The 20,964-nt window shown below is 59.8% G+C and carries 20 protein-coding genes and 1 tRNA gene; 10 read left to right on the forward strand and 11 right to left on the reverse strand.

From position 1 onward, the window contains the following. The first annotated feature begins 1 nt into the window (after position 1). Complete coding sequence (locus BLV67_RS22765; RefSeq protein ID WP_069788169.1) at positions 2–1,102, forward strand: DUF1513 domain-containing protein; 1,101 nt, start codon at positions 2–4, stop codon at positions 1,100–1,102. A 53-nt stretch (positions 1,103–1,155) separates the two neighbouring features. Here BLV67_RS22765 and BLV67_RS22770 read toward each other — a convergent pair whose 3' ends face one another. The 5 genes from BLV67_RS22770 to colR form a co-directional block, all read right to left on the reverse strand. Further along, on the reverse strand, positions 1,156–1,383 hold the full coding sequence (locus tag BLV67_RS22770) for a hypothetical protein (RefSeq protein WP_065930405.1): 228 nt from the start codon (positions 1,381–1,383) through the stop codon (positions 1,156–1,158). Beyond that, positions 1,380–2,099 carry a lipopolysaccharide kinase InaA family protein gene (locus tag BLV67_RS22775; RefSeq protein ID WP_058422710.1) on the reverse strand — a complete coding sequence of 240 codons (720 nt, stop codon included), beginning with the start codon at positions 2,097–2,099 and terminating at the stop codon, positions 1,380–1,382. The genes BLV67_RS22770 and BLV67_RS22775 overlap by 4 nt, the downstream gene beginning before the upstream one ends. Positions 2,100–2,103: 4 nt before the next feature. After that, positions 2,104–2,784, reverse strand: a complete 681-nt coding sequence (locus BLV67_RS22780) for a class I SAM-dependent methyltransferase (RefSeq protein WP_056858673.1) — start codon at positions 2,782–2,784, stop codon at positions 2,104–2,106. A gap of 188 nt (positions 2,785–2,972) precedes the next feature. Then, the gene (locus tag BLV67_RS22785) at positions 2,973–4,253 is read right to left on the reverse strand and encodes a sensor histidine kinase (protein WP_065930404.1); all 1,281 of its coding nucleotides are present in this window, start codon (positions 4,251–4,253) and stop codon (positions 2,973–2,975) included. Continuing rightward, positions 4,243–4,926: a two-component system response regulator ColR gene (gene colR, locus BLV67_RS22790; protein ID WP_003175870.1), complete on the reverse strand. Its 684-nt coding sequence runs from the start codon at positions 4,924–4,926 to the stop codon at positions 4,243–4,245. Before colR ends, BLV67_RS22785 begins: the two co-directional genes overlap by 11 nt. A 200-nt stretch (positions 4,927–5,126) precedes the next feature. Here colR and BLV67_RS22795 point away from each other — a divergent pair, with 200 nt between their 5' ends. The 4 genes from BLV67_RS22795 to BLV67_RS32665 all read left to right on the forward strand — a co-directional run bounded on the left by BLV67_RS22795 (position 5,127) and on the right by BLV67_RS32665 (position 9,597). After that, positions 5,127–7,076, forward strand: a complete 1,950-nt coding sequence (locus tag BLV67_RS22795; protein ID WP_069788170.1) for an LTA synthase family protein — start codon at positions 5,127–5,129, stop codon at positions 7,074–7,076. 77 nt (positions 7,077–7,153) lie between these two features. Beyond that, positions 7,154–7,849 (forward strand): response regulator, encoded by a 696-nt coding sequence (locus tag BLV67_RS22800; RefSeq protein ID WP_056858676.1) that lies wholly within the window; start codon positions 7,154–7,156, stop codon positions 7,847–7,849. Next, on the forward strand, positions 7,842–9,137 hold the full coding sequence (locus BLV67_RS22805; RefSeq protein ID WP_069788171.1) for a sensor histidine kinase: 1,296 nt from the start codon (positions 7,842–7,844) through the stop codon (positions 9,135–9,137). Before BLV67_RS22800 ends, BLV67_RS22805 begins: the two co-directional genes overlap by 8 nt. Positions 9,138–9,219: 82 nt before the next feature. Then, a complete protein-coding gene (locus tag BLV67_RS32665) occupies positions 9,220–9,597 on the forward strand; it encodes a hypothetical protein (protein ID WP_139114081.1) in 378 nt (125 codons plus the stop codon). A 107-nt stretch (positions 9,598–9,704) separates the two neighbouring features. Here BLV67_RS32665 and groL read toward each other — a convergent pair whose 3' ends face one another. The 5 genes from groL to BLV67_RS22830 all read right to left on the reverse strand — a co-directional run bounded on the left by groL (position 9,705) and on the right by BLV67_RS22830 (position 14,352). After that, entirely contained in the window at positions 9,705–11,351 is a 1,647-nt protein-coding gene (gene groL / locus BLV67_RS22810; protein ID WP_056858678.1) for a chaperonin GroEL, read from the reverse strand. Between the two features lie 49 nt (positions 11,352–11,400). After that, the gene (locus BLV67_RS22815) at positions 11,401–11,697 is read right to left on the reverse strand and encodes a co-chaperone GroES (protein WP_017139748.1); all 297 of its coding nucleotides are present in this window, start codon (positions 11,695–11,697) and stop codon (positions 11,401–11,403) included. Between the two features lie 247 nt (positions 11,698–11,944). Next, positions 11,945–12,421 carry an FxsA family protein gene (locus BLV67_RS22820; protein ID WP_016975517.1) on the reverse strand — a complete coding sequence of 159 codons (477 nt, stop codon included), beginning with the start codon at positions 12,419–12,421 and terminating at the stop codon, positions 11,945–11,947. A gap of 66 nt (positions 12,422–12,487) precedes the next feature. Further along, the gene (locus BLV67_RS22825; protein ID WP_065930401.1) at positions 12,488–13,219 is read right to left on the reverse strand and encodes a HugZ family pyridoxamine 5'-phosphate oxidase; all 732 of its coding nucleotides are present in this window, start codon (positions 13,217–13,219) and stop codon (positions 12,488–12,490) included. A gap of 125 nt (positions 13,220–13,344) precedes the next feature. Beyond that, positions 13,345–14,352, reverse strand: a complete 1,008-nt coding sequence (locus BLV67_RS22830; protein WP_058422706.1) for a DUF481 domain-containing protein — start codon at positions 14,350–14,352, stop codon at positions 13,345–13,347. A 148-nt stretch (positions 14,353–14,500) separates the two neighbouring features. Between BLV67_RS22830 and BLV67_RS22835 the strand changes: the two genes are divergently transcribed. From BLV67_RS22835 to BLV67_RS22850, 4 genes are all read left to right on the forward strand, one after another. After that, positions 14,501–14,863, forward strand: coding sequence for an MGMT family protein (locus BLV67_RS22835; RefSeq protein ID WP_065930400.1), 363 nt, complete (start codon positions 14,501–14,503; stop codon positions 14,861–14,863). A gap of 43 nt (positions 14,864–14,906) precedes the next feature. Further along, positions 14,907–16,439, forward strand: coding sequence for an AmpG family muropeptide MFS transporter (locus BLV67_RS22840; protein WP_017139744.1), 1,533 nt, complete (start codon positions 14,907–14,909; stop codon positions 16,437–16,439). Positions 16,440–16,636: 197 nt separating this feature from the next. Continuing rightward, positions 16,637–18,352: a proline--tRNA ligase gene (locus tag BLV67_RS22845; protein WP_065930399.1), complete on the forward strand. Its 1,716-nt coding sequence runs from the start codon at positions 16,637–16,639 to the stop codon at positions 18,350–18,352. A gap of 20 nt (positions 18,353–18,372) precedes the next feature. Next, positions 18,373–19,326, forward strand: a complete 954-nt coding sequence (locus BLV67_RS22850) for a hypothetical protein (RefSeq protein WP_065930398.1) — start codon at positions 18,373–18,375, stop codon at positions 19,324–19,326. A gap of 127 nt (positions 19,327–19,453) precedes the next feature. Here the strand turns inward: BLV67_RS22850 and dinB are convergent, their stop codons facing one another. Next, entirely contained in the window at positions 19,454–20,512 is a 1,059-nt protein-coding gene (gene dinB / locus BLV67_RS22855; RefSeq protein WP_065930397.1) for a DNA polymerase IV, read from the reverse strand. Between the two features lie 280 nt (positions 20,513–20,792). Here dinB and BLV67_RS22860 point away from each other — a divergent pair. Continuing rightward, positions 20,793–20,869: transfer RNA gene (locus tag BLV67_RS22860), tRNA-Met, on the forward strand. Positions 20,870–20,964: the final 95 nt, after the last annotated feature.

The raw sequence follows: 20,964 nt of genomic DNA on the forward strand, positions 1-20,964 counted from the left end.
GATGCTCAGGCGACAGGCTTTGGCGGTTGGCAGTGTGCTGCTCAGCGCACTGACGTTGGGTGGCTGGACGCTGTTCAAACAAAAGAAGCAGGCACCGCTGCTGCTGTCGGCCCGCGATGACGCGGACGGCAAGCACTACGCCGTGGGTTTTCGCCTGGACGGCACGCAAGTGTTTGCCACCCAGGTCGGCCAGCGCTGCCATGACATCATCAACCACCCGACACTGCCGATTGCACTGTTCGTCGCCCGTCGCCCAGGCACCGAGAGTTACCTGATCGACCTGCGTACTGGCACGCTGCTGCAAACCATCACGTCCAATGCCAATCGCCACTTCTATGGCCACGCAGTCATCCATAAGAGCGGCGACTGGCTGTACGCCACCGAGAACGACACCTCCGACCCCGGCCGTGGCCTGCTCGGAGTGTACAAATTCGAGGGCGAGCGCCTGGTGCACAGCGGCGAAATCTCCACCCATGGCATCGGCCCGCACCAGGTGTCATGGATGCCCGACGGCGAAACCCTGGTGGTGGCCAACGGCGGCATTCGCACCGAAGCCGAAAGCCGTGTGGAGATGAACCTCAACGCCATGGAACCGAGCCTGGTGTTGATGCACCGCGACGGCAGCCTGATCAGCAAGGAAACCCTGGGCCAACAGATGAACAGCGTGCGGCATATGGGGATTGCCAGCGATGGCACGATCCTCACCGGGCAGCAGTTCATGGGGCCGTCCCAGGAGCGCTCCGAGTTGCTCGCGATCAAGCACCCGGGGCAGCCATTCGTGGCGTTCCCGGTAGCCGATGAGCAACTGCAAGCCATGGGGCATTACACCGCCAGCGTCGCCGTGCACAGCGAACTGCGTCTGGTCGCACTGACGGCGCCGCGGGGTAACCGGTTTTTTATCTGGGACATGGACAGCGGTGCGCTGCGTCTGGACGGGCCGTTGCCCGACTGCGCGGGCGTAGGCGCGGTGGCGGATGGCTTTGTCGTCACCTCAGGCCAGGGCCGTTGCCGCTTCTACGATTGCCGCCAGCCGCAGTTGGTGGCCAAGCCGCTGCAATTGCCGGCCGGGCTTTGGGATAACCATCTGCACCTGATCATTTGAGATAAAAAAAGGGCCTCGCGTCGCAAGGCCCTTTGTCGGGGGGTAAAATCTTTTCAACTCTGCGGCCTCATCCCTTGGGACATGCCGAACATGAACAACAGCAACTCATGATCCGGTTTGGCCGCCACACTGGCCTTGGCAACACGTGGCAGCAGGCATTGCCCGCTACCCTGCGCCGCACTGAGCACTTGTGTGCGAGGTTGTTCCCACGCAGCCAGCGCCAGGGCTGCAATGCCCAACGCGCCGACCAGGAACACACCTCGTGCTATTTCTAGCTTCATCTACTTAAACCCTTGATAGCGCTGCCAAACGCCGTCTCGTAAAAGTAGCTGAGTTTTTCCCAGTCGGTACTGTTCCACGACGAATGGCGGCGCAATTGCAGCATGTCATGGGAGGCGGCCCGATAAGCGGTCAGGCGCTGACGGCACTTCTCGAAATCCAGCAGCGCCACTTCCACCTTGGCCGAGTCGCCTTCGCCGGTCACGCGTACAAAAATGTGCTTGATATACAGGCAACCATGTTGCCAGCGCCCCTTGTGCATGCGTGCCAGGGTGCCCGCCAATTCCTTGAGCATGCGCTCGTGAACCAACTCGCCGTACTGCTCACGGCCACCGGCGGCGTACCAGTTTTCGATCTCGTCGAAACCGTCGAGGGACGCCGTCACCAACAAGGCTTTCCATTGGTGCTCGGGGTCACGGCGCGCGCCGCAGAACACCAGTTCCGGAACGCGTACATCCAGCGAACGCAGACCTTTGAGGGCGTCACGTTCGCGCAACACGGTCGGGCGTCCGAACGGGTGAAGCCAACTGCGGTAAATATGCCCGGTCTGGCGTTTGCTGTAGAGCAAGCGGCCATTCGGGCTCACGACTCGCTGCACACCGCTTTCACCACCGCGTCGGCGGTTGGGTTCCTCGACCCATTCGCCCTGCTGGCGCCAGAAAAAATCAAATCGTTCTTCGGGAGCTACGTGACTGCCTGATACGCACTCAACTGCCATCCTGTTACCTCTTACGCAATACATAGACTCGCCACATGGCGTAGAGCGGCATGAAGTCCAGGGATTCCTGGACCCGGAAACCGGCTTGCTCAAATTCTGCCTCGACAGTAGCAGCCGGTAACACAAACCGGTTTTGGTAACCTTCCTGCTCACCTTTCTTGCGACGCCTGGCTTCGGCGCGCTTGCGTTTCCAAGCCTTGAAATTGCCATCCACCCACAACGAAATAATCACGCTGTCGCGGGTAACCCGCTGAAATTCTTTCAGTATTGCCAGCCTGTGCGCCGGATCACCAATGTGGTGCATCAAACGCATGCAAAAAATACTGTCGACCGCGTTATCGGGCAAATCGATATCAAAGGCAGACGTGTGCAAAGGCCGTACCCGCTTCACCACCTCCGCCGGCTGGGCAACGGTGGCGACCTTCAACATCGACTCCGAATTGTCAGCGCCGATAATCACACGGTTGGGCTTCTCCGCCAACAATGGCCAGAACCGCCCGGCACCGCAAGGCAGGTCCAGCACCAGGCCCGGCTCGCCGGCCATGGCCAGCGCACCGCGCGCCAATTGCTCGTCGCGTTTGTGGGACAGCCGGCGAGCCAGATTGTCCTGATGCTTGAGCAAATAATTCTGCGCGTGCTGATCGTCGTACTTTTCGGAAAAATCGAGCTTGATCGGGGTAGACATCAACGGATCTCCAGTAGCTGATGCCTACAACCTTAAGCAGCAAACTGTGATCAACAGGTCAACCCGTTGTGAAAAACTTGTCCTGTCCAATCCCATACATTTCAAGACTTTACAGACACAAGCAATAGCATGGGGCCATCTTCGCCGATTTAGCGGGTTCTCTGGCAGGATAGCGGCCAGGTCTACTTTCAGGGTTTGACCTGGCTCAACTCCACATGAAAACGGCAGCCATTGGGCTCCATGGTGCTCAGGCTGACGCTCCAGCCCTGGCTCTCGCAAATGCGCTGCACCAGCGACAAACCCAGGCCAAGGCCTTCGCCACGCTTCTCGCTGCCGCGCACAAAGGGCTCGAACATCGCTTCACGCTTGTCTTCGGGAATGCCGACCCCGGTGTCCTCCACCACAAAGCCGCTGGGTTCGAGTGTCAGGCGGATAAAGCCCTGCTCGGTGTAGTGCAACGCATTGCGCAGCAAGTTGCCCATCACCGCATGCAAGAAGGTGGTGTTGTAGCGAGTGTCCAACGGGTTTCCCGGGCTGAAGATCAACTCAAGGCCTTTTTGCTCGATGGGCCCGCGCCAGATGCCGAGCAGATCTTCGGCCACCTGGGTCAGGTTGACTTGGGCCGACATGCCGGAATCATCGTGCTGGGCACGCGCCAGCATCAGGAAGGTCTGCACCAGCTCGCGCATCTCTTCACACGCACGGGCGATTCGCAGCACCTGGTTGCGACCACGCTGGTCAATGGCCGGGTTTTCCAGCAGCAGTTCGCAGGAGCTGGCCAATACCATCAAGGGCGTGCGCAGTTCGTGGCTGACGTCGCTGGTAAACAATTGCTCACGGGACAAGGCCGCACGCAGGCGGCCCAGGGTGGCGTCGAACGCCACGGCCAGCTCGCCGACTTCATCGGCGGCGTAGTCCGGCGCCAGCGGCGGCGCCAAGCCCAGCAATTGGTCACGATGGCGCACCTGGCGGGCCAGACGCACCACCGGCGCCATCACCTTGCGGGCCAGCACCCAACCGAGGAACACCGCCAGCGCCAGGCTGAGCACAAAGCCCACCAGCACCACGGCAAACAGCACGCGCTCACGTTCTTCGAAATCGCTTTGGTCTTGCAGCAACACATACCGTCGGCCATCCACCACTTCAACCATGGCGTGGTACGACAGCGCTTCGCGGAATACTTCGTGAAACCCCGGTTCCAGGTGCCGCAGGTCTTTGGGCAGCTCGAAATCTCCAGGCCCGCCGCTGAAGTAAAACAGCTGGTCGGGCTCGGGCCGGTGGCTCCAGTCCTCAACGCTGTCCATCAACAACAGGCGCTGCAGGTCGCCGCCCAGGCCGGCCGAAATCAGTTTTTCTTCCACCAGGTGCACAGTCGCAACGATGCCCATGGCGAAGGCCCCCGCCACCAGCGCACTCATCAGCGCAAAAGCGATGATGATCCGCTGGGCAAGGCTTTGCTTAAACTCCATCACGGCCCTCGGCCAGGCGATAACCCACACCGTGCACCGTTTGCAGCAACGGCTTGGCGAAGGGTTTATCGATTACCTGGCGCAATTGGTGAACGTGGCTGCGCAGGCTGTCGCTGTCCGGGCAGTCGTCGCCCCACAGGGCCTCTTCGAGGATTTCGCGGCGCAGTACGTGCGGGCTTTTTTGCATCAGCACCGCGAGCAGCTTCAAGCCCACCGGGTTGAGCTTGAGCAAGCGCCCTTCGCGGGTGACTTCCAGGGTATCCAGGTCGTAGCTCAAATCACCGACTTGCAGGGCACGGCGCCCGCCACCCTGGGCACGGCGCAGCACGGCTTCGATGCGCGCGGCCAGCTCGGACAAGGCAAAGGGTTTGAGCAGGTAGTCATCGGCGCCGGACTTGAAGCCCTGCAGCCGGTCATCCAATTGGTCGCGGGCGGTGAGCATGATCACCGGCGTGTCGCGGCGGGCGTCTTCGCGCAGGCGTTTGCACAGCGTGTAGCCATCGATACCGGGCAGCATGATGTCGAGCACGATCAGGTCGTAATGCTCGGTGGCGGCCAGGTGCAGGCCCGACAAACCGTCCTGCGCACAGTCCACGGTGTAGCCCTTTAGCCCCAGGTAATCGGCCAGGTTGGCCAGAATATCGCGGTTGTCTTCAACCAATAAAATTCGCATGGGCAGTGTCTCCGTACGCGGTAACGGCCTTGTTGGCTCGCGCAGCTTAAGGCCAAGTGTGGCTCAGGGATAGACCTTGGAGCCATGCCGATAAAGGTTTTCAACCAATTACATATTCCAACAAGTTTTTCACTATAGCTTCACACACTAACTACAGTGCCAGGTTGAACATCTCGCCCATCGATATAAGGAATATGGACATGGGGTTTCTCAAAAACGCGCCTATGCGTTTTCTGCTGCTCGTCACCACAACCTGGCTGGTGATTTTCCTGTTGACCCGCAGCGTGCTGCTGATCACTCATCTGGATGAAGTCGGCGGCAATTTGCTGCCGGTGTTTGGCGTGGGTTTGCTCTATGACCTGAGCTTCCTGGTGTATGCCGCCTTGCCGCTGGGCCTGTACCTGCTGCTGTGCCCGCCCGCGCTGTGGCGCCGTCGCGGCCATCGCTGGTTCCTGCAAGCGGTGCTCACCGTTAGCGTCTTCGCCATGCTGTTCACTGCGGTCGCTGAATGGTTGTTCTGGGATGAATTCGGTGTGCGCTTCAACTTCATCGCCGTCGACTACCTGGTGTATTCCAAGGAGGTGTTGAACAACCTGCTGGAGTCCTACCCGATCGGCAAACTGCTCAGTTTGTTAGCGATGCTGGCGATAGTATTGAGCCTGGCCCTGCGCAAGCCGTTCAATACGACGATGAACGCCCCGCTCCCGCCAATGCGCGGCCGCTTGCTGAATGCCCTGTGCCTGTTGGTAGCCGCCGGTTTGAGTGTGCAATTGATCAGCCAGAACAGCCCGCGTGCCCAAGGCGGCAATGCCTATATGAACGAATTGGCGAGCAACGGCCCCTACCAATTTTTTGCCGCCTTTCGCAATAACGAACTCGATTACACGCAGTTCTACAAAAGCCTGCCAACCGAGGTTGTCGCCAAACAACTGCGCGCAGAACTCAGTGAACCCAATGCGCGCTTTATCGGCACAGACCCGCTGGATATCCGCCGCACTATCGACAACCCAGGCACATTGCGTAAACCCAACATCGTGCTGGTGACCATCGAAAGCTTCAGCGCCAAATACATGGGCAGCAATGGCGATGAGAACAACCTGACGCCCAACCTTGATGCGCTGCGTAAACAAAGCCTGTACTTCAATAACTTCTATGCCACCGGCACCCGCACTGACCGTGGGCTGGAAGCGATCACATTGGCGATTCCACCCACGCCCGGCCGCTCGATCGTCAAGCGCATCGGCCGTGAAAGCGGTTTCGCAAGCCTTGGCCAGCAACTCGGTGCCGTCGGTTACGACAGCGTGTTCGTCTACGGCGGGCGCGGTTACTTCGACAATATGAACGCGTTTTTCAGCGGCAACGGTTATCGGGTCGTCGACCAGAGCAGTGTGCCTGAAGCGGAAATTTCGTTTAAGAACGCCTGGGGCATGGCTGATGAAGACCTCTACCGGCAAACCCTGAAACTTGCCGACGCCGACTACGCCAAGCAGCAGCCCTTCCTGCTGCAACTGATGACCACGTCCAACCACCGCCCCTACACCTACCCGGACGGGCGCATTGATATCAAGTCCGGTAAAGGCCGTGACGGCGCCGTCAAATACACCGACCACGCTATTGGCGAGTTCCTCGCAGCGGCACGCCAGAAGCCCTGGTTCGATAACACGATTTTCGTGTTCGTCGCCGACCACACCGCCGGCAGTGCAGGCAAGGAAGACTTGCCGATCACCAACTACCAGATCCCGCTGTTCATCTATGCACCCAAGCTGATCGAAGCGCGGGAAACCGCACAACTGTCCAGCCAGATCGACCTTGCGCCGACCTTGCTGGGCCTGATCAACCTGAGCTACGAGTCGACCTTCTTTGGCCGCAACCTGTTGCAGGACAACCCGTTGCCACCGCGCGTGGTGGTCGGCAACTACCAGTATCTGGGGCTGTTTGACGGCAAGGACCTGGCCATTTTAAGCCCACGCCAGGGCCTGCGTCGCCACGATCAAGCCCTGGGTGAAAGCCAGGAGTTACGCGTGGGCAGTGATGATCCGTTGATACAACGCGCCATCACCTACTACCAAGCGGCCAGCTATGGCTACACACAACAATTGCTGAGCTGGAAGGCGCCGAAGGAAGTGCCCCCTGCGATCAGCGTACGCTGACAGCTGCGCTCTGGCCCTTGCCTACCACAGGGCAAGGGCGTGACACTTGCGCCATCCTCCGGCGATGGCGCCCTTGCATGTCCGACTCCCTGTTGCTGATCGAAGATGACCGCCCATTGGCCGCGCTGACGGCCGAGTTCTTGCGCGCCGAAGGTTTTACCGTCGCCGTGGAGCACCGTGGAGATCGCGCCGCACAGCGCATTCTTGAGGAAAAACCGGCGCTGTTGATCCTCGATGTCATGTTGCCGGGCATCGACGGGTTTACCCTGTGCCGCCAGATTCGCGACAGCTACCCCGGGCTGATCCTGATGATGACCGCGCTGGATGAAAACGCCGAGCAATTGACCGGTTTCCACGTGGGCGCCGACGATTACGTGGTCAAGCCGGTCGACCCGCTGCTGTTGCTGGCCAGGGTGCGTTCATTACTGCGCCGTCACCGCCAGGCGCCCAACGCGTCTTATCAGTGGGGCGCGTTTCGATTGGACCTCAACAGTCATTTCGCCTGGCTCGACGGCACGCCGTTGCAGTTCTCGGTGGCCGAGTTCGAATTGCTGGCGATTTTCGCCCGCCACAGTGGCGTGTTGCTGACCCGCGAGAAACTTCTGCAAAGCTTGCGCGGCCTGGAATACGACGGGCTTAACCGCTCGATTGATATGCGTGTGTCGCGCCTGCGCAAAAAGCTGATGAGCCTGGCCTGCCCGGTGACCATCCAGACCATCACGGCCCAAGGCTACCTGTTTGTCGAAATCCCCCAGGCGGCCCAGCATGTTTAAACTGCGCCCCTGGATGGTGGCCGTGGCGGGCGCGGGCTGGACGAGCCTGACCCTTTATCTGCTGTGGCTGTGCACCAACGCCTCGGTGTTTGTCGGCGAAGACAGCTTTTTGCGCTTGATGGCCGGTCCGGGCTACCTGGTGGCCGAACAGCTTAAAGGCGTGCCTGCCGAGAAGCGTGAAGCGCGCATGGACATCCTGCGCGCGCACTTCCAGTACCCGGTAGAGCTGATTCCGTATGACGACGTCGAATTGCCGCCCGAAGCCATGGTCATGCTCGAACACCAGCAGCCGGCGCTGAACAGCGACGAAGACATCAGTTACTTCCCGCTGGACGACGATACCGTGATCCGATTCGGCCCTATGTGGGGAAGCGCCGAGGTCAAGGACCTGCTGAAATTCCCGATTTTCTGGATCACCGCCTGTGTCGCAGGCTTGCCGGTGTTGCTGCTGCTGGCCTTCGGTTTGCGCGCGTACCGGCGGCATAACAAGGACCTGGCCACGCTCAACAACTGCCTGGGCACCCTGGCACGCACCCCAAACGTCATGCTGCCGGCTCTGGGCAAAGAATGGACGCCGTTGCTGCTGACCTTGCAACAGCATGCGCGGGACATCAGCGCCATGAGCGAACGCCACCGCGAAGTTTCTCAGGCTGTTTCCCACGAACTGCGCACGCCGCTGGCGCGTATGCGTTTCGCCCTTACGTTGCTGAGCAAAAGTGAAGACCCGCCGATCCGCGCGCGCCTGCAAGAGCGCTTGCAAACCGATGTCGAAGAACTCGAAGCCCTGGTTCGCGCCAGCCTCGCCTTTGCGCGGATGGCCGGCGCGCCCACTGATTTGCAGCATGAGCCCATCAACCTGCGTGACTGGCTGCACCAGGAGTTCGCGTTGCTGGACGGGCACCATCGCCAATTGAGCCTGGAAACCGAGCCTGCACAGCTTGAACTGATCGGCGACCGCGCCCTGCTGCACCTGATCGTGCGCAACCTCTTGAGCAACGCCATCACCTATGCCCGTGATCGAGTGTGCGTGAGCGCCACTTATCAGGGTGAGCAGCACTTGGTGCTGCATGTCGACGATGACGGCCCCGGCATATTGGCGGAGAACCGTGAAAAGATTTTCGAGCCCTTCGTGCGGCTGGCCATGGGCGGCGACGAGCCCAGTGGCTTCGGCCTCGGCCTGGCGCTGGCCAAGCGCGCAACCCAGTGGCATCACGGTGAGTTGTCGGTAACCCGCAGCCCGCTGGGCGGCGCACGCATGAGCCTGGTACTGCCGTTGCGCCCTCTTTAGAGCGCTGTTACAGCCTGTGACAGCCAAGCCATCCCATCGCCCGTAACCTCGCCAACTGAATCCCCGGTTGGAGAGCCCTTTCATGCATCCCCGTAAGAAGCATTTGCCCACCTTGATGCTGTCGCTGTGCATCGTTGCCGGCGCATTCGTGCCCGGTAATGCGTCAGCCTCGCGCCTGGCGGTTACGGACAAGCCATCACCACGGATGGAAGACAAACACGCTGGCGATCACACCGCCAATACGGCACGTCGGCCAACGGCGCAGGATGCGCTCCTTACCCCACCACCCCGGAGGTGGCCCCGAGCCGCCGGCGTTGAGAAACTCGCGCACCTGCCTGGCCCTGGCTCACTCAACCAAGCTGCTGCACCGCAACCCGTGGCACTTGTGCCGGCTGCCCAAGTAACCCTGGCGCGGGGCATGACCTTCAGGAAGCTGTTGCGGCGCCGTACATTGGGTTGAGACAGATATAGCCCGCTCCCACATTGGTTCTCCTACATTTTTGAATACAAAAAAGCCCCGCCTGCATCACTGCAGGCGGGGCTTTTTAATAGCCGGGTAAGGCTGGGTTACATCATGCCGCCCATGCCACCCATGCCGCCCATGTCAGGCATACCGCCACCGCCTGCGCCTTCAGCCTTTGGCTTGTCGGCGATTGCAGCTTCGGTAGTCAGGATCAGGCTACCGATGGAGGCTGCTGCTTGCAGCGCGGAACGAGTCACCTTGGTAGGGTCCAGGATGCCCATTTCGATCATGTCGCCGTATTCGCCAGTCGCAGCGTTGTAACCGTAGTTACCTTTGCCGTTCTTGACTTCGTTGACCACAACGCTTGGCTCGTCGCCGGAGTTGGCAGCGATCTGACGCAGCGGTGCTTCAACGGCACGACGCAGAACAGCGATACCGACGTTCTGGTCAGCGTTGTCGCCGGTCAGGTCAGCCAGGGCTTCCAGAGCACGGATCAGTGCAACGCCACCGCCAGGTACCACGCCTTCTTCAACGGCTGCACGGGTTGCGTGCAGGGCGTCTTCAACGCGGGCTTTCTTCTCTTTCATTTCAACTTCGGAACCGGCGCCAACCTTGATCACTGCAACGCCGCCAGACAGCTTGGCCAGACGCTCTTGCAGTTTTTCACGGTCGTAGTCGGACGAGGTTTCGGCAACCTGGGCACGGATCTGAGTGATGCGAGCCTGGATGTCCTGCTCAACGCCAGCACCGTCAACGATGATGGTGTTTTCTTTGGAGATGGTCACGCGCTTGGCGCTACCCAGGTTTTCCAGGGTGGCGCTTTCCAGGCTCAGGCCGATCTCTTCGGAGATAACGGTACCGCCGGTCAGAACAGCGATGTCCTGCAGCATGGCCTTGCGACGGTCGCCGAAGCCTGGGGCCTTGACGGCGGCGACTTTAACGATGCCACGCATGTTGTTCACAACCAGAGTCGCCAGGGCTTCGCCTTCAACGTCTTCGGAAACGATCAGCAGTGGGCGGCCGGCTTTGGCAACGGCTTCCAGCACTGGCAGCATTTCGCGGATGTTCGAGATCTTTTTGTCGACCAGCAGGATCAGCGGGCTGTCCAGCTCGGCAACCATGGTCTCAGGCTTGTTGACGAAGTACGGGGACAGGTAGCCACGGTCGAACTGCATGCCTTCTACAACCGACAGTTCGTTTTCCAGGCCAGTGCCTTCTTCAACGGTGATCACGCCTTCTTTACCGACTTTTTCCATGGCTTCGGCAATGATGTCGCCGATGGAGTTGTCGGAGTTGGCGGAGATGGTGCCTACCTGAGCGATAGCCTTGGTGTCGGCGCATGGCTTGGAGAGCTTTTTCAGCTCAGCAACGATGGCGATGGTCGCCTTGTCGATGCCGCGCTTGAGGTCCATCGGGTTCATGCCGGCAGCGACGGCCTTGTAGCCTTCGTTGACGATGGCTTGAGCCAGTACGGTAGCGGTGGTGGTGCCGTCGCCTGCGTCATCGTTGGCACGGGAGGCAACGTCTTTGACCAGCTGCGCGCCCATGTTTTCGAAACGGTCTTCCAGTTCGATTTCTTTGGCTACGGAAACGCCGTCCTTGGTGATGGTCGGAGCGCCGAAGCTCTTCTCGATAACCACGTTACGGCCTTTAGGGCCCAGGGTCGCTTTTACCGCGTCAGCCAGGATGTTGATGCCGGTGAGCATTTTTTTGCGGGCGGAATCGCCGAATTTAACTTCTTTAGCAGCCATGATCGATATTCCTTAAATACTTTGTAGTAACGGGAAAATGAGCGGGGAATCAGTCTTCCAGAACGGCGAGAATTTCGTTCTCAGCCATGACCAGCAGGTCTTCGCCGTCGACTTTCACAGTGTTGCTGCCGGAGTAAGGGCCGAAAACAACCTTGTCACCCACTTTTACGGCCAGCTCACGTACTTGACCGTTTTCCAGCGTCTTGCCCGGGCCTGCAGCGAGAATCACACCGTGGTTGGCTTTTTCAGCAGCCGAACCTGGCAGAACAATACCGCCAGCGGTTTTCTTTTCTTCTTCGCTGCGACGGATTACGACGCGGTCGTGCAGAGGACGAAGCTTGCTCATTGTCGATCTCTCCTAATTGTGTTTTTCATCGGCCGGTATCGATACCGGCAAGTTGTATTCCGGCGGTGCCGGTCGCGCCTCGCCAAGCAAGACGCGGAAGTCTGTCTGATGTCGCCACCAGAAACCTTGCGGTGACCGTTACATAAGGGCGCATAAGCTTATTACAAGAGGCCGCGACGGAAATTTTTTATGAATGCCGGGCGGCAAAAGCAACACGGCACCCAAAGGCGCCGTGCAGGTCATGCGGTTATTTGCTGTCGCGGTGTTCGAACTCGCCTTCGATCACATCCCCTTCACGCCCCAACGGCTGGCGCGGAGCCGGGCCGCCACGGGGTTGCAGGTCGTCGGCAAACGCACGCTGGCGGATCGCCGCTTCTTCGGCACGCTGGCGCATCTTGCCGGCCAACAGCTTGCGGGTGAACGGCAGCAGCATGACCAGGCCGACCACATCGCTGATAAAACCCGGCAGGATCAACAGACCACCGGCCAAGGCCATCATCAGGCCTTCAAGCATGGTCTGTGCAGGCAGTTCGCCGCGGTTCAGGCTTTCACGGGCACGCAGCGCCGTGGCCAGGCCGGCGACGCGCAGCACCAGCACGCCGAGCATCGAGCCGAGAATGATCAACAGCAACGCCGGGAAAAACCCGATGGCACTGCTGACTTGAACGAATACGAACAGCTCCAACACCGGGAACAGCAGAAAGAGCAATAAAAAAGGGCGCATCAAATGGTTCCTCAACGCAAGAATGCCTTGCCAGTCCACCTTAGATGACGTCGCCGTTTCGTGAATTCAAGCGCTGACGGCTTCTTTTTTCGGCCAGACGTCGGCGTGAGCCAATGAAACCAAGGCTTCGCGCACTTGTGTCGGCGTGTTGCAAGGCTCGGCAAACGGCAGCCAATACAAGGACTGGCCGATACGCAGGTGCATGCCCTCGCTGTCGATACCGGCCAATTGCGCAGGTTCAGTGGTCGGCAGGCCGGTCAGCTCCACATAGTGGGCGATGGCCTTGGTGTGGTCGCTGTTCATGTGCTCGATCATGCTGCGCTCGGCTTGGCCCGCAAACGGGTTGGCCAGGGTGAGCTGGTCAACCCAGTGAATCGCACCAAAGCCGCCGATGTAACGGTGACGCACCGGCTTGAGCACCCAGAAGTCGAAATCGTGGGCCTTGTGGTAGTTGGCCGAATCCGGGAAGTAGCGGTAATAGCGCTCGGCGGCGGCTTCAATCGCCGCCTCATCCTCAAGCTTTTCGGCTTCGGCCAGGTAGGTCAGGCGCCCTACCGCTTGCACGTCATCCGCCTCGCGCTCACCCACCAGCAGCGAGCACTTGGGGTCTTTTTGCAGGTTGTGGGTGTGCTGGGCGATGCGGCTGATCAGGATGATCGGCTGGCCCTGCGCGTCGAGGCAGTACGGCACCACTGAGCCGAAGGGAAAACCCGGCATGGCTTTGGACAATGTGGAGAGCGCTCCACGGTATTCCTTGAGCAACAGCTCTCGGGCGTTCTTGGCAACCTGCGTGCTCACGGTATGACTCCTCGGGTGTTCAGCCGCCCACAGCCTATGGCGTCTATGGGAATGAATCTCAACACAAGGTAATCAATATCGGCGCGGGTTGCCAGAGTGCCCGTTGCTGGTTTTACCGGGCTGTTTTACCAGGCGACGCCGAAGCCTGCGGTGTAACGGGTCTTGTCCAGGCTGCTTTGCGATTCGCCATTAATGAGGTCACGCTCGGCCTTGAGGTTGAGCGACGCCCACTCGGTGACTTTGTAGCGCAGGCCCATTTCCGCATCCAGGGAGTAATCGGACGGCCCGGCCAGCGGTTTGCCCACTTCACCGTTGGTGAAGAACTCCACGGTCTTGCCCACCAGGTAGCGGTTGTAGCTCCACTTCATGGCCAGGGAATAGAAGTTGCTCTTGCGATCGTCCGAATACTGGTAATCGGTGCGGTTGACCAGCGAGCCGAGGGAGAACGCGCCCAGCTCATCGTCCCAGAACTGGTAGCCAGGGCCGGTACCGACGGTGCGCTGGCGGGACAGGTCTTCAACCTTGTCACGCTTGTAGGTCAAGCGGCCCTGCCAGTACCAATGCTCGGTGATGAAGCGGTCCAGGTCATATTCCAGCGACCAGTTGTCGGTGGTGGTCACGTCATCCTGGAACTCGCGGTTGTATTCGCCCTGGGCGGTATGCCGCCACTGGCCGTGACGGGCGGTGGTCTTGAAGTCGATGTCGTAGTCGTTGGTGTCCTTGTCGGCGCGTTTGTAGTCCAGTGCCAGGTCGACATTGCCCTTCCACACCAGGTCTTCGATCACAGGCTTTGGCTTGATGATCTGCTGGATGCTGGCCAAGTCCACGGTTTTCGGCGCTTCGCCATTGGTCAGGGTGACCTTGCCATCCTCCGCCGCTTTCAGGGATTTGGCTTTTTCACCGGTGTAAGCGTCCTGCTTGACCAGCAGTTCCTGGTCGCTTTCCAGGGTCTTGACCTGTTTCCAGTCCACCGGGATGGCCCCTGCGTAATTGGTCTGAATCAGCAATTTGCCACCGTCGAAGACTTTGATCTTGCCGGTCAGGCGGTCACCGTTCTTCAACCATATGGTGTCGGCGAGCAGGGGCGTGGAGGCGCTGAGAACAGCAAGGCAGAGCAGGGTTCTGGACAACATAAGCGAATTCGAGGCTCGAAAATGGCGAAAAAGGGGCGTTATCGTGTTAGATAGCTTGGACTGACTCAAGGATTTATATTGAGTTCAATTCTCAACGGAATGATTACAGACGTTTCTTACAAAAACACCTCTTTATAAAGACGCGGCGATGCCCACACCCCACACACCCGAAGACGCCCCCCAAAGCCCCGCAGACATGCGCCGCACGGCCTTGTACCTGACCCTGGCGCAAGTGCCCGAAGGTTGCGTGGTGAGTTACGGCGAATTGGCGCACCTGGCCGGACTGGGCCGGGCCGCCCGCTGGGTCGGGCGTACATTGAGCCAGCTTCCCGAGGGCACCCGCCTGCCCTGGCATCGGGTATTGGGTGCCGGTGGTCGGATAAGTCTGCCGGTGGGCAGTGCTTCAGGCGACGAACAACGTGCGCGTTTGCGCAGCGAAGGCGTCAGTATCCTGAATAATCGCGTTGATATTCAGCGTCATGGCTGGCGCCCGGTAGAGCACAGCGGTTAGAGTGCGCGCTTTGTTTCCGCAAATCTGAGGCAGACTCCAGCCCATGCCCCGTAAAACCTGGCGCGCCGCGCTCGCCGCCTATGCCAGCCCTTCGACGTTAGTCCTGTTGTTGCTCGGCTTCGCCGCCGGCTTGCCTTACATGTTGGTGTTTTCGACGCTTTCCGTGTGGTTGCGCGAGGCCGGTGTGGCCCGCGAGACCATCGGCTATGCGAGCCTGATCGGCCTGGCCTACGCATTTAAATGGGTCTGGTCGCCGCTGCTCGATCAATGGCGCCTGCCGCTGCTCGGCAAACTGGGACGACGTCGCTCCTGGCTGGTACTTGCCCAGACGCTGGTGATCCTCGGGTTGATCGGCATGGGCTTCTGCGACCCGCAAAAGCACTTGTCCTGGCTGATCGCCATTGCCGTCATCGTAGCCTTCGCCTCGGCCACCCAGGACATCGCGGTAGACGCCTATCGCCTGGAAATCGCCGACGACAGCCGCCAGGCCGCACTGGCTGCCAGCTATATGTCCGGCTACCGCATCGCCGCCCTGCTGGCCACCGCCGGCGCGCTGTTCTTTGCCGAAGGCTTCGGTTCCACCGGCTTCAACTATAAGCACTCGGCCTGGACCGGCACTTACGTGCTGTTCGGCGTGCTGATGATCCCGGCGCTGCTGACCACCTTCTTCATGCGTGAACCCGACGTACCACTGCGCACCCAACTGCAGGCCGGGCGCTACAGCTTTGCACATCAGCTTGTTTCCGTATTTGTGCTGATCGTGCTGCTGGTGTCGGTCCCGGCGATGTTCACCCAGCTGTACAACACCGATTTCGCCAGCGTGCTGTTCCACGGCGTGAGCCTGTGGGAGCTGCTGATGGAAGACCGCGCGTTCCTGCGCGCCATCCTGTACATCATCCTCACCACCCTGTGCCTCTCGGCCATGGGCCGCCGAGGTTTGGCGCCGGTGCTGACGCCGGTCAACGACTTTATCCTGCGTTATCGCTGGCAGGCGCTGCTGCTGCTCGGGCTGATTGCGACCTATCGCATGTCCGACACGGTGATGGGCGTGATGGCCAACGTGTTCTACATCGACCAGGGCTTTACCAAGGACCAGATCGCCGGGGTCAGCAAGATCTTCGGCCTGATCATGACCCTGCTCGGCGCCGGTATGGGCGGCCTGTTGATCGTGCGCTTCGGCATCCTGCCGATCCTGTTTATCGGCGGCATTGCCTCGGCGGCCACCAACCTGCTGTTCGTGATGCTCGCCGACATGGGCCCCGACCTGCAGATGCTGATCTTCACCATCTCCCTGGATAACTTCAGTTCGGGCCTGGCTACTTCGGCGTTTGTCGCCTACCTGTCGAGCCTGACCAACCTCAAGTTCTCCGCCACCCAATACGCGCTGCTCAGCTCGATCATGCTGTTGCTGCCGCGCCTGATTGGTGGCTACTCGGGCGTGATGGTGGAGAAGTTCGGCTATCACAACTTCTTCATCATCACCTGCCTGCTGGGTGTGCCGACGCTGTTCCTGATTGCGCTGCACTGGTTTCAGGAAAGCCGACGGGCGCGATTGAATCCTCCCGCAGAAGACTGACCTGACTCAGTCAATGTGGGAGCTGGCTTGCCTGCGATAGCGATGGTGAATCCAACACCGCTATCGCAGGCAAGCCAGCTCCCACACAGGCTCTACTTCAACAGAAACACCGCCACGACCTCACGCCTGTACTCCAGCGACAACCGCCCGTACAATCCCAAGTCATTTCAAGTCCAAGCAACCGACAACGGCCTACCATGCGTACCAGTCAATATTTGCTCGCCACACAGAAAGAAACGCCTTCCGACGCGGTTGTGATCAGCCATCAGCTGATGCTGCGCGCCGGTATGATCCGCAAACTGGCCTCCGGCCTGTACACCTGGCTGCCCATGGGCTTGAAGGTGATGCGCAAGGTCGAAGCCATCGTTCGCGAAGAAATGAACGCCGCCGGCTCTCTGGAAGTGTTGATGCCGAGCACCCAACCGGCTGAGCTGTGGCAGGAATCCGGGCGCTGGGAAGAGTACGGCCCTGAGTTGCTGCGCTTCAAGGACCGTCATGGCCGCGACTTCTGCGCCGGCCCGACCCATGAAGAAGTGATCACCGACCTGATGCGCAACGAGCTCAGCAGCTACAAGCAGCTGCCGTTGAACCTGTATCAGATCCAGACCAAGTTCCGTGATGAAATCCGCCCACGCTTCGGCTTGATGCGCGGCCGCGAATTCATCATGAAGGACGCGTATTCGTTCCACGCAGACCAGGCGTCCTTGCAGGCCACCTACGACCGCATGCACACCGCCTACTGCAACGTGTTCACGCGCCTGGGCCTGAAATTCCGCCCGGTTGAAGCGGACAACGGTTCCATCGGCGGCGCCGGCTCCCACGAGTTCCACGTGCTGGCCGAATCCGGCGAAGACGATATCGTGTTCAGCAACGGTTCCGATTACGCGGCGAATATCGAGAAAGCCGAAGCCGTGCCACGGGAAACGTCCCGCGCCGCACCGGCTGAAGAACTGCGCCTGGTAGACACGCCAGAGACCAAGACCATCGCGGCCCTGGTGGAAAAATTCAATCTGCCGATTGAAAAGACCATCAAGACCCTGATCGTGCGCGCCGAAGAAGAAGGCAAGCTGATCGCCCTGGTGATCCGTGGCGACCACGAACTCAACGAAATCAAGGCGGCCCAGCAACCTGGCGTGGCCAGCCCGCTGGTCATGGCCACCGATGCCGAACTGCGCGACGCCATTGGCGCCGGTGCCGGTTCCCTCGGCCCGCTGAACCTGCCGCTGCCGATCATCATCGACCGTTCGGTCGAGCTGATGAGTGACTTCGGTATCGGCGCCAACATCGATGACAAGCACTACTTCGGCGTGAACTGGGAGCGTGACCTGCCGGTTCCGACCGTGGCCGACCTGCGTAACGTGGTGGCCGGTGACCCAAGCCCGGACGGCAAAGGTACCCTGGAAATCAAGCGCGGCATCGAAGTCGGGCACATCTTCCAGCTGGGCAACAAGTACAGCAAGGCGATGAAGTGCGAAGTGCTGGGCGAGAACGGCAAGCCGATCACCCTGGACATGGGTTGCTACGGCATTGGCGTATCGCGCGTGGTTGCCGCTGCCATCGAGCAGAACAACGACGAAAAAGGCATCATCTGGAGCGACGCCCTGGCACCGTTCCAGATCGCCCTGGTACCGCTGCGCTATGACAACGAGCAAGTACGCGAAGCCACCGACAAACTGTATGCCGAACTGACGGCTGCCGGTTTTGAAGTGCTGCTCGATGACCGGGACAAGAAAACCAGCCCGGGCATCAAGTTTGCTGACATGGAACTGATTGGCATCCCGCACCGTATCGTGGTCAGTGACCGCGGCCTGGCCGATGGCAATCTGGAATACAAGAGCCGGACCGAAGCCTGCGCCCAACCGTTGCCGGTGGCTGACGTGCTGTCTTTCCTTCAGGCGCGTATTCGTCGCTGAAAACCAGATCAAGAGAAGTCATGTTCAAGCGAAACACCAGAGCCCTGGGGGGCGCCGCCTTGTGCGGCGCCCTGCTGGTCAGCGGCTGCGCCAATCAAATGTCGCAACGCAGTGAGCACGAGGAGCGGGTCGAGCGCAAGTTGCTCGATCACAGCCTGCAAATCGATGTAGGCGAACCCAAAGTGCTGGAACTGCCGCAACGCCGGGTTCGCATTCACGAGCAAAAGACCTTTGAGGTCACCGAGTTCGAAGTCACCCGCCGTTACGATCGCTACACCCCCTACCAAGCCTGGCGCAAACTCTATGAGATGCCGTTGGGTGCCGTTGCACTGGTAGCGGGCGCGGGCGCCAACGTGGTGAATATCTTCGCCCTCGGTAACCTGCCCACCAGCATGACGCACGACTGGCTGAGCTACGGCGTGGACGGCATCAACCCGTTCATGAACGTGCAATCCCACGGCCGTGCGCAACAGAACCTGGCCGGTATTGATGAAGTGCAGCGCGACAAGCGCACGGAGTATTCGAGCCTGCCCTGGAGCGAACGCCCGGTACAGGTCACCGCCGGCAAGCAGACCCATGAGCTGACCACCGACCGCGACGGCGTACTGCGCCTGAACCTGTTGGACAGCCCGTTTGCCGAGCAGGACCTGAACCGCGTCAGCACCTTGAAGATCAGCGTGGAAGATGGCCAGGACGATGTGCATTCCGACTCGTCGCTGGCGATCAGCAGCACACTGCGCAACAAGTTGCTCGAAGCCCATGGCCTGATCTACGACGACCTGGAAGATGACGAAGTGAGCCAATGGGTGCACCGGGTCAAACGCCTGTCGGAACTGGGCCTGGAAGAAGAGGCCAGCGAGCTGGAACAAAGCCTGATCGAATTGACGCGCAATGATCCGGAATTGCAGCAGGAGTTTCTGCAGGCACTGACCAAGGATGCGGGGCGGCTCGTCGCAGATCCTGGGGCACGCTGAGATCCTGAAAACGCTATAGATCTAAATGTGGGAGCGGGCTTGCTCGCGAAGGCGGTGTATCAGTGATGAATGTATCGACTGACACTGCGCATTCGCGAGCAAGCCCGCTCCCACATTTTTCCGGTTTCTACCAGGAGAGCTCGAGCTGTTCATTGCCATTGCTCAGGTCCAGCAACCGCACCCCAATCCCCAACAACCGCACCGGCTTCCCGCCCCGGTTAAACGCTTGCGTCAACAGCTGTTGATAACTCTCCAGATCCCGCCCTGCCCCGGCCTGCTCCAGCGTCGTCTGGGTAAAGTCATGAAACTTCACCTTAACGAACGGCTTGCCCGCGCGGTAGCTGCTGTCGATACGCGCCATGCGCCCCGCCAGCGTTTCCATCAGCTCAGGCAGTTTCGCCAGACAGCTTGAAAGATCCGGCAGGTCCACGTCGTAGGTATTTTCCACACTGATGGATTGCCGACGGCTATCGTTCTGCACCACGCGGTCATCAATCCCCCGGGCCAGGCCCCAGAGCCGCTCGCCAAAACTGCCGAATTCACGCACCAGCGCCAGCTTGTTCCACTCGCGCAGCTGCAGGCAGTCTTCGATGCCCAGGCGCGCCAGCTTGTCGGCAGTGACCTTGCCGACCCCGTGCAGCTTTTTCACCGGCAACTGCGACACAAAGTCTTCGACCTGATCCGGGGTGATCACAAACAGGCCGTTGGGCTTTTTCCAGTCGCTGGCGATCTTGGCCAGAAACTTGTTCGGCGCCACGCCGGCCGACACGGTGATGTGCAACTGGTTGGAGACGCGCCGGCGTATGTCCTGGGCGATACGCGTGGCACTGCCGCCAAAATGCGGGCTGTCGGACACATCCAGGTAGGCTTCGTCCAGCGACAACGGCTCGATCAGGTCGGTGTAGTCGCGAAAGATCGTCTGGATTTCCTTCGAGGCTTCTTTATAGGCATCCATGCGCGGCTTGACGATGGTCAGGTCCGGGCACAGCTTCAAGGCGTGACGCGATGACATGGCCGAGCGCACGCCATAGGCCCGCGCCTCATAGTTGCAGGTGGCAATCACTCCGCGCCTGTCTGCCGAACCGCCGACCGCCAAGGGCTTTTGCGCCAGGCTCGGGTCGTCGCGCATCTCGATGGCGGCGTAGAAGCAATCACAGTCGACGTGGATGATTTTGCGCTGCGTCATATAAACAGAGGGTGTAATCCAACGGGCGGCCAGTATCGCACTCACTCCTGTATATAGCACCAGTAGTTTGAATCTGCCGTTTGAGCGGTAGGAAATTTCCCAGGTGAATTTATTTTCTCAATCGAAAACCAGCCGCCAATAGAGCTGAAACCCTTGGCCAGACTGGCCCCGAGGCCGTTCGAAGCCCACCCTGGAGAGCTAACCGATTGAACCACAAGCGCTTTTCTTCAATTCACAGGTTGACACACCTGCGTTCCTCTGTAGAATGCCGACACACAGACGCGGGATGGAGCAGTCTGGTAGCTCGTCGGGCTCATAACCCGAAGGTCGTCGGTTCAAATCCGGCTCCCGCAACCAAACATCAAAAAAGGCTACTCGAAAGAGTGGCCTTTTTTGTGCGCGCCTGTTTTAGCCCTGTATGAAAATTGTAAGACAGAAAAAACGTTGCCCAC

The sequence above is a fragment of the Pseudomonas salomonii genome (genome assembly GCF_900107155.1).
Taxonomy (GTDB): domain Bacteria; phylum Pseudomonadota; class Gammaproteobacteria; order Pseudomonadales; family Pseudomonadaceae; genus Aquipseudomonas; species Aquipseudomonas salomonii.

Bases quoted from the DNA above. Each gene is read 5' to 3' on its own strand.
- BLV67_RS22765 (WP_069788169.1), top strand. From the start codon at position 2: ATGCTCAGGCGACAGGCTTTGGCGGTTGGCAGTGTGCTGCTCAGCGCA.
- BLV67_RS22770 (WP_065930405.1), bottom strand. From the start codon at position 1,383: ATGAAGCTAGAAATAGCACGAGGTGTGTTCCTGGTCGGCGCGTTGGGC.
- BLV67_RS22775 (WP_058422710.1), bottom strand. From the start codon at position 2,099: ATGGCAGTTGAGTGCGTATCAGGCAGTCACGTAGCTCCCGAAGAACGA.
- BLV67_RS22780 (WP_056858673.1), bottom strand. From the start codon at position 2,784: ATGTCTACCCCGATCAAGCTCGATTTTTCCGAAAAGTACGACGATCAG.
- BLV67_RS22785 (WP_065930404.1), bottom strand. From the start codon at position 4,253: ATGGAGTTTAAGCAAAGCCTTGCCCAGCGGATCATCATCGCTTTTGCG.
- colR (WP_003175870.1), bottom strand. From the start codon at position 4,926: ATGCGAATTTTATTGGTTGAAGACAACCGCGATATTCTGGCCAACCTG.
- BLV67_RS22795 (WP_069788170.1), top strand. From the start codon at position 5,127: ATGGGGTTTCTCAAAAACGCGCCTATGCGTTTTCTGCTGCTCGTCACC.
- BLV67_RS22800 (WP_056858676.1), top strand. From the start codon at position 7,154: ATGTCCGACTCCCTGTTGCTGATCGAAGATGACCGCCCATTGGCCGCG.
- BLV67_RS22805 (WP_069788171.1), top strand. From the start codon at position 7,842: ATGTTTAAACTGCGCCCCTGGATGGTGGCCGTGGCGGGCGCGGGCTGG.
- BLV67_RS32665 (WP_139114081.1), top strand. From the start codon at position 9,220: ATGCATCCCCGTAAGAAGCATTTGCCCACCTTGATGCTGTCGCTGTGC.
- groL (WP_056858678.1), bottom strand. From the start codon at position 11,351: ATGGCTGCTAAAGAAGTTAAATTCGGCGATTCCGCCCGCAAAAAAATG.
- BLV67_RS22815 (WP_017139748.1), bottom strand. From the start codon at position 11,697: ATGAGCAAGCTTCGTCCTCTGCACGACCGCGTCGTAATCCGTCGCAGC.
- BLV67_RS22820 (WP_016975517.1), bottom strand. From the start codon at position 12,421: ATGCGCCCTTTTTTATTGCTCTTTCTGCTGTTCCCGGTGTTGGAGCTG.
- BLV67_RS22830 (WP_058422706.1), bottom strand. From the start codon at position 14,352: ATGTTGTCCAGAACCCTGCTCTGCCTTGCTGTTCTCAGCGCCTCCACG.
- BLV67_RS22835 (WP_065930400.1), top strand. From the start codon at position 14,501: ATGCCCACACCCCACACACCCGAAGACGCCCCCCAAAGCCCCGCAGAC.
- BLV67_RS22840 (WP_017139744.1), top strand. From the start codon at position 14,907: ATGCCCCGTAAAACCTGGCGCGCCGCGCTCGCCGCCTATGCCAGCCCT.
- BLV67_RS22845 (WP_065930399.1), top strand. From the start codon at position 16,637: ATGCGTACCAGTCAATATTTGCTCGCCACACAGAAAGAAACGCCTTCC.
- BLV67_RS22850 (WP_065930398.1), top strand. From the start codon at position 18,373: ATGTTCAAGCGAAACACCAGAGCCCTGGGGGGCGCCGCCTTGTGCGGC.
- dinB (WP_065930397.1), bottom strand. From the start codon at position 20,512: ATGACGCAGCGCAAAATCATCCACGTCGACTGTGATTGCTTCTACGCC.